This window comes from Paenisporosarcina sp. P4_E4_2, assembly GCF_056401595.1.
Genome location: NZ_JBFUJC010000147.1, coordinates 1 through 7,629 on the forward strand (window position 1 = coordinate 1; position 7,629 = coordinate 7,629).

General features: G+C 39.9%; 5 protein-coding genes. 4 read left to right on the forward strand and 1 reads right to left on the reverse strand.

Going from position 1 to position 7,629, the window contains the following annotated elements; all coding sequences use genetic code 11:
* The coding region (locus tag AC1DSB_RS11255) for a sensor histidine kinase (RefSeq protein ID WP_477586736.1) at nucleotides 1–408 on the forward strand (408 nt) is incomplete at its 5' end.
* Between the two features lie 108 nt (nucleotides 409–516).
* Entirely contained in the window at nucleotides 517–1,185 is a 669-nt protein-coding gene (locus AC1DSB_RS11260) for a phosphatase PAP2 family protein (RefSeq protein ID WP_477532780.1), read from the forward strand.
* Between the two features lie 116 nt (nucleotides 1,186–1,301).
* Here the strand turns inward: AC1DSB_RS11260 and AC1DSB_RS11265 are convergent, their stop codons facing one another.
* Nucleotides 1,302–1,574 (reverse strand): hypothetical protein, encoded by a 273-nt coding sequence (locus tag AC1DSB_RS11265; protein ID WP_477586737.1) that lies wholly within the window; start codon nucleotides 1,572–1,574, stop codon nucleotides 1,302–1,304.
* A 212-nt stretch (nucleotides 1,575–1,786) separates the two neighbouring features.
* Here AC1DSB_RS11265 and AC1DSB_RS11270 point away from each other — a divergent pair, with 212 nt between their 5' ends.
* Nucleotides 1,787–2,017 (forward strand): DUF3658 domain-containing protein, encoded by a 231-nt coding sequence (locus tag AC1DSB_RS11270; protein ID WP_477532781.1) that lies wholly within the window; start codon nucleotides 1,787–1,789, stop codon nucleotides 2,015–2,017.
* 788 nt (nucleotides 2,018–2,805) lie between these two features.
* Nucleotides 2,806–7,629 (forward strand): S8 family serine peptidase (locus AC1DSB_RS11275; protein ID WP_477586738.1); only part of this gene is annotated, 4,824 nt, incomplete at its 3' end.

Here is a 7,629-nt window from a genome sequence, read left to right on the forward strand (position 1 = left end):
GATTTTAGACTGACTCATCCTGATGTTGATTTTAATCTATTCTTAGCAGATGAAGCACCGATTGCGATGACAGAAAGCCATTTAGAACAAGTCGTTACTATATTAATCGATAACGCGATTAAATACTCTGACTTCAAAAGTAAGCTGGTAATTTACTATCAGTCAAAAGATCTCGAAAATGAGATAATTGTGCAAGATTTTGGAATAGGAATATCTAAAGAAGAAATCCCATTTGTCACGCACCGATTTTATCGCGTTGAAAAATCACGAAATCGTAAAAAAGGTGGTTACGGGATTGGACTTTCCATTGCTCAAAAAATCATGGATACATACATGGGAAGTATGAGAATAGAAAGTGAGGTAGGAAAAGGAACATCGGTTACACTTACTTTTCCCAATCCAAAATGATTCAAATTGTAATGATTTTATTCCCGGTAAATACCAAAAAAACTCTTCCATATTGAAGAGTGTAGTAGGACAATTTTTACTATTAGTTCGAAATGGTGTGATTCATGCATGGATAAAAAAATTAAACTTTCGATTTTTTTAATCATCGGCTTATTTTCCTTTATCGGTTTTGGGGTAATGGCTATTTTGGTTCATGGTCAAAAAGTGATTAAATTTGATGATATAGTCATCAACTCAATTCAAGGATTAGAGACCCCTTTTTTGACGACAATCATGAGGTTTTTCACTTTCCTTGGGTCTATTACAGCCATCGTATTGTTGGCGGTTGTAATTATGTTAATTTTYTATTTTGTGTTTAAACTCAGATCAGAATTACTTTTATTTTTAGGCGTGATTGTAGGCGCGAATATCCTTTTTATCACGTTAAAACTTATTTTTCATAGAGCACGGCCAGACCTGCATCGACTCATTGAAATTACGGGGTATAGTTTTCCTAGTGGGCATTCCACGAATGCAATAGCTATCTATGGTATCCTCTCATTTATTCTGTGGCGACATATTCCCACCAAATGGGGACGAACTGTTGTAGTAATTTTAAGCGTTCTGATGATTTTAGCAATTGGTATTAGTCGAGTTTATTTAGGCGTTCATTATCCGAGTGATGTGATTGGTGGATATTTTGTTGGAGGTTTTTGGTTAATAATTAGCATTTGGCTATATCAGTTCTACAAAGAAAGGCTATATGAACGAAAACATAATCTCAAAGTTGAAAAATAAGCAATGTCTTTTATCTATATCGTACAGTGCCTTTCTTACAACGCTTAACCTGAAAATTCCCAACCAAAAAGACCTTCTCAAAGTGTCCCGAGAAGGTCTTTGCATTTTTAATATAATTAAACCAGTGCCGGATATCCTTTGGAGTGATCAATTGGTAACGCTTTCCTGGTGTGTGAAAAATTCAGTGATAAATCGTTGCCATGAAGAAAAAGGACATCAACTGGTCCGAACGGTCGATTCATATCCAGAATGGAAAACGGCCCGTATCGTCCCCCACATACGTTCGCAGCACACCTCGCCATCAAAGGGATGCCGCTCGTGTGTATCCAGACCCCTGTTGAGCCATGACGATGAAACAGAAGCAATACTACGCAAGGTTCTACGACCATGCCCGGAAAGCCATCTATGACGAATGGATGTAATTTAGGGGATATAAGGAATCTTAGCAAAAATTATATTAACGCAAATAACCCACCATTCATAAAACGCCCAAAACCCTTGATGTATAAGGGTTTTGGGCATTTTTGTTTAGATGTTAAGGTTAAGAAAAAGAGGGATTACCGTAAAAACGACTGAAAATCGAGCAAAAACGAAGGAATAAATGAAGATAAGGGTTCGATCGGTTGAACCTGAATTTAAGGGTTTCGCAGAAACGGATGAAATATATTTTATGAAATCAGCGAGAGTAATCGGTGAAGTCATTGGGAATTTAAATCAATATATTGGCGACCAGTTTGTTAAATATAGAGTGAGACATTTAATAATGAATGAAGTGTTTGAAATAGAAGGTAATCCAAAAGCAATGAGGTTTTACAGTGTGAAACTCCGTTAATCTTCTTAAACTAACGGATGCTTTAGTCAAGTAGAGCACCGTCTTTTAAGACGTTGCTACATTTACATATAAAAGTACTTCTGATAAACAACCGGTTATAGCAGGTTCAAACAGTGCAGTGGTTACAGGATTGTTTAAAAATACTTCCTACTATTTAAGAGTAAAAGTAGTAGGCGGCTTGAACGATGGTATATCTAACGTTGTTACGGTAATAACAGCAGATCCATTACTACCTGCTAAAAAGAACAACAATTAAAACCGCAATCATGAATGTGAAAAGCCGTTCACAGGCAGTCATTTATGCCGTTCGAAATCAACTTGTTCCGTTTTATTATTTAAAAATCACTTATAAAAAAATGTCCTGTCCCTTATTATGTCCCTCTTGGTATAGCACTTTTGTTTTATGCAGGTATAGAACCAAAGAACAGCAAAAGATACATCCTATGTTTAATTTTCAGAAAAGTAGAAATGTGGGATGATAAGGATTAATTGGGTAATATTTCTGAATATTTAATGAATAAATGTTGAATAATCTCCCAGTTGATATTAGATTAGTTGAAAAATTTTAATAACCTGATGTTGAAAGACAGATCAGTGTATTAAATGTGAAGTTAAGTCATCAGCACGAAACCTTTACATTTTTACAAATATATTAATTTACTTTTAGTTAGGTAGGGGAGAGGTTTAATGAGGAAAAGGAGAAACAAAAAAATTATTATTAGAATCATTGTTTCATAATTCATTGCACTAAATGTGTAATAAAGAGACAGGGACTTGGAGGAAAGAAAATGGGGAAAAAAGCAAACAATAAAAGTAAGGTCTTAAAAAGCTTGGCTGTATTTGCTCTATCATCTAGAAACCGTAAGTTAAAGAACATTTTAGCTACTACGACGATGAGTGCTTTATTACTGTCATCTGTCATTCCGTACAACGTGCTAGCGGCATCATCAACACCTATCGATCCTTTTCATCAGGATTCGAGCGCTCCACAGTTGACGAAAGAACAGATTGCGGCATTGAATCAGTACAGCATAGGTGGTCCAGAAATTTCGTCTAAGATCAACACATCAAGCGTGGAACCTGTTCGTGTCATTGTTGAATTCGAGCAAGCACCGGCAAAAGTAGCTGTCATGCAGGCACAAGTAGCTGGAGACAAGACAACATTAGAAGAAGAAACACAAGACGTAAGCGATTCGCACAAACAGTTTCGTGCATTTGTGGATGGATTGTCTCAGCACAAAGCTGCCCTAAGTGTTAATGCAGTTACTGCGCAAACTGCAGCTAGTGAAGAAGATGCTGGAGATTCATCTGCCATCCAAATTACAAGAGAATATAAGAACGCGTTAAATGGGGTTGCCATGACGCTTCCAGGAAACATGGTCGAGAGACTATTCGAATCTGGTCTTGTTAGCCATGTATTCGCAGATGAAATAGTCAAACTTGACCCGATAGAAGTGGAACAAGTGAAGCAGCAAAGCGTTGAAGGGTTAAAAGAAAATTCGATCCCACTTCCGGGAATTGATGCGATTCATAACGAAGGCATTAAAGGAAACGGCATTAAAGTCGGCGTGTTAGATACAGGAATCGATTACAATCATCCAGATTTAACGGATGTGTATAAAGGATACAGAAAACAAGAAGGTGAGAACCCTAGTACAATTGACCCGAAATCAGTTAAGGGATGGGATTTCGTCGATAACGATGCAGATCCGATGGAAACAACGTACGATGACTGGGTGAATGCAGGTAAGCCAGTCAAACCAGGCCGTGAATACCCGACGTCCCACGGTACGCACGTATCTGGAACAATCGCCGCACAATCGAAAGCCACCATCGAAAATCCAGCACAAGGGGTTGCCCCTGGCGTTGATTTATATGTCTRCCGCGTACTAGGTCCTTACGGTTCTGGTGCTTCGAGCGGGATTGTTGCAGCCATTGACAAGTCAGTTAGTGACGGCATGAAAGTCATTAACATGTCTCTTGGTGCAGCGAGTAACAATCCACTATCAGCAGAAGCAATCGCGGTTAACAATGCGACATTAGTTGGTGTAACGTGTGTCATTGCAGCAGGAAACGCAGGTAATTATGCATATACACTTGGCACACCTGGAGCAGCAGCGCTTCCGATTACGGTTGGTGCAAGTGACTTTTCGATATCGATTCCAACCGCAACGGCAACAGTTGGAAACGAAACGTTCACCAACTTTAAGTTGCTGGGCAAAGGGTTCAATGACAATGTAGAAACACTTGAAAACAAAACCTATCCAGTTGTGTTTGTTGGCTTAGGTGGCGAGGATGATTTCAAAGATGTTGATTTGCAAGGAAAAATAGCATTGATAGAGCGTGGAACGTATGCGCTTAATGAAAAAATTGTGAATGCACAAAAAGCAGGCGCAGTGGCGGCCATCATGTACAACAATGTCGATGGCGACATTGATAACTATTTAGCAAGTTCTGTTGGGTTTATCCCAACATTCCGCATGTCAAAAGCAGACGGCGAACGCTTAAAAACAGCGGCAGAACATGAGTCGATAACATTTACGGAAATCGGATCAATTGTCTCAGAAGGAAACCGTTTGGCAGGTTTCAGTTCAAGAGGACCGGTTATGTCAACCTATGACATTAAACCTGACGTTGTGGCTCCTGGGGTATCGGTTTACTCGACGTATCCAGAATTTATCCACAGTCCAGAAGCAGGAATTGATTACTCACAAGCATATGCTCGTATTTCGGGTACATCAATGGCTTCTCCGCACGTAGCAGGGATTGCTGCATTGATTTTACAAGCACACCCAGATTACAAACCGGCTGATGTCAAAGCAGCCTTGATGAATAGTGCGGACAAACTAAATGGTGACTATTCCGTGTACGAAGTAGGCGCAGGTTTAGTAGATGTAGCAGAAGTCGTTCATAACGATATGGCATTCAAGGTACAAGACACCACATTAACGGGTGATGGAAAGGGTGGCTTTATAGAGAACGCGTATGAAAAAGGCGCATTGACGTTTGGTGCGGTTTACAAAAAAGACGATAGCACAAACACAAAAAACCGTACGATTGTCTTTAAAAACCGCGGTACCCAAGCGAAAACATTCGACGTTTCGGCTGAATATAGTAAACCGGTTGATAATGAGAGTGCTTGGGTAAGTGACGCAGCAGCGAACAATGTAACCGTAACGACTTCATCAGCATCTGTGACGGTCGCTGCAGGGGAGGAAACAAATGTAACGGCAACGGTTAACATACCTGCGAGCTCAGAGACGGGTCAATATGAAGGGTATGTGAACATTGTCAACCATGACAATCCAAACGAACACTATCGCATTCCGTTCGCGACTCGCTTCGTTGAAAAAGGAATCGGAGACGTTGAGATCTTGAATCCAGCAATCTCAACGCTAAATTGGCCGAATCTATTTAGGATACCTCAAACTCGCTATATCACTTTCAAATTAAACAGCCCGATGAAAGATTTATGGCCGATTATCTATGATAAAGACGGCAAAGCACTTGGAGCAAGTTCGTTAAAACCTTTCAGCTTAAAAGGTGCGCCTCTTGATACGGAACTAAAAACATTATTCGCGGCAACGTATTATCCGTTTATCGGCGATCCGAAAGATGAAAAAACAGACATCAAACAACCGATGCAGACACTACCAGAAGGTGAGTATACCATCAAACTTCGTTCAACAGATGCAGATGGGGTGAGATACGAGGTCGTTAATCAAAAGTTTATCATCGATAACACTTTTTCGAAGTTGACGCTAAAAGACCATAAACCTGGTGTCTATGAGCTAAGTGATTCGGACTTTACAGATGAACAGATGCCAGACGGAAATACGCACCATGCGTTTTGGCTTCATGCGAATGTATGGGACGAAGGAACGGCAAAATTAGCACCTTTAGGCTACACACAGTCTGAAAATAAGCTATGGTATTACTTCAATCAAAAAGCTGTTTATAACGGCGATTTCCCACTTGATGCAAATGGGGATACAAAAATCGGAATTGAACAATCTGATATTGAGAATGGTCCAGCAACGCTCAGACTATTCCCAAACGATAAGGCGAGAAATGGGCACATGTTTACTGATATTGTTTCCTATGCATTCGTCAAAAAAGGGACACCTTATGTGTCACCAACTTACGATAAGCAAAAAATATATTTAAACGATACAGTCACGATGACGTTGAATTTAAACAACGTAAAAGACTTGATGGCTGGAAACTACGATGTTGGATTCTATGATTGGCTCTTCCAGTTCCAAAGCGTAAAAGTGAACCCAGAATTCCAGAAGTATGCGGATGAAAAAGGATTAACAGTAACCATTGATGAGCCAATCGTGAAAGAAGACCCTAATTATCCAGGTAGCAATAAAATGGTGAATGCGGGTGCTCATATCAGTGGCGGTGAAGATTTCAAAGGAATCAGCGGTGATACGCCATTCCTTGATGTGACATTTAAACTGTTCAGTGACGATTTTGGCACCCTCTTAGGTTACACGTTTAACGTCCAAGAGAATACCGTTCCATTCACGTATACACAATACGGTGAGCAAGACCCGGTTGTCATCCAATCATTCAACAATATTAACGATTTTAAGATCGTACCAAAGAGCTCTCATGTGATATCTTTTACCCATCTTGAAGCGTTCTATGGAAACTTTAAGATGGATTATTCCATCATAGGAGCAAAAGCATACGGGCAATTGAAAGACGGGACAAAAGTGCAAGGAACGATTGACAAAAATGGTTTTGTAGATATCTATATTCCTGTATCGAAAGGTCCAATCGATATCGATATTGTCGTAGAAGCACCTGGACACCTGAAGAGCATTCAGAAACTGACGCTTGGTTTGAAAACACCTTGGGGCGAAGACATGGGTGAGTATATAGTAAAGCCAGGTGCTCAACCAGTTGCAACTGCCGGTGATGTAAATGGAGACGGTGTCATTGACGTGTTAGACGTGAAACAAGTTGCCAAGAAATTCGGCGTTCAAAAACCGACTGATTTCAATATAGAAGACTTGAACCACGATGGTATTGTCAATGTAGGGGATATGAATTACTTGGTTGGAAATCTTTACAAATCAAACCCAGATGCAACAATCACACCAAAAGAAATGGTCGACGGAAAAGTGAGCACAGATTTCTTCAACGAGCTAAGTATTAAATCTCTTGTGAACACATTAAAATCAACAACAAAAACGAATCATTCAGCAACATTGAATTGGCTAGCAGCTGTTGGTGCGACGAATGTAAAAATTGAGCAATCAATTGATAATGGCCCATGGACAACAGCTACTACAAGTAATCCGTTAACAGTTGATTCAAATACAGCAGTTGTGACTGGATTAAACGAAAACACGACTTACAAATTCCGCGTAACGGTAACAGGCGGGTTAAACGCTGGTTTTTCAAACGTGGCAACTGCTACAACAGATGTCACGTTACCTCCAAACCCAACACCAACTCCAGAGCCAACGCCTGAGCCAATCACATTTGCTGATATCTCAGAACATTGGGCAAAAGAGGATATTGAATTATTAGCAACAAAAGGCATTATTAATGGACTGAAAAATGGTTTATTTGCACCCGAAAAAGATATTACACGT

What these genes read in the sequence shown, in the direction of transcription:
- AC1DSB_RS11270 (WP_477532781.1), top strand. Translation starts at nt 1,787, where the DNA reads ATGAAGATAAGGGTTCGATCGGTTGAACCTGAATTTAAGGGTTTCGCA.
- AC1DSB_RS11265 (WP_477586737.1), bottom strand. Translation starts at nt 1,574, where the DNA reads ATGGTCGTAGAACCTTGCGTAGTATTGCTTCTGTTTCATCGTCATGGC.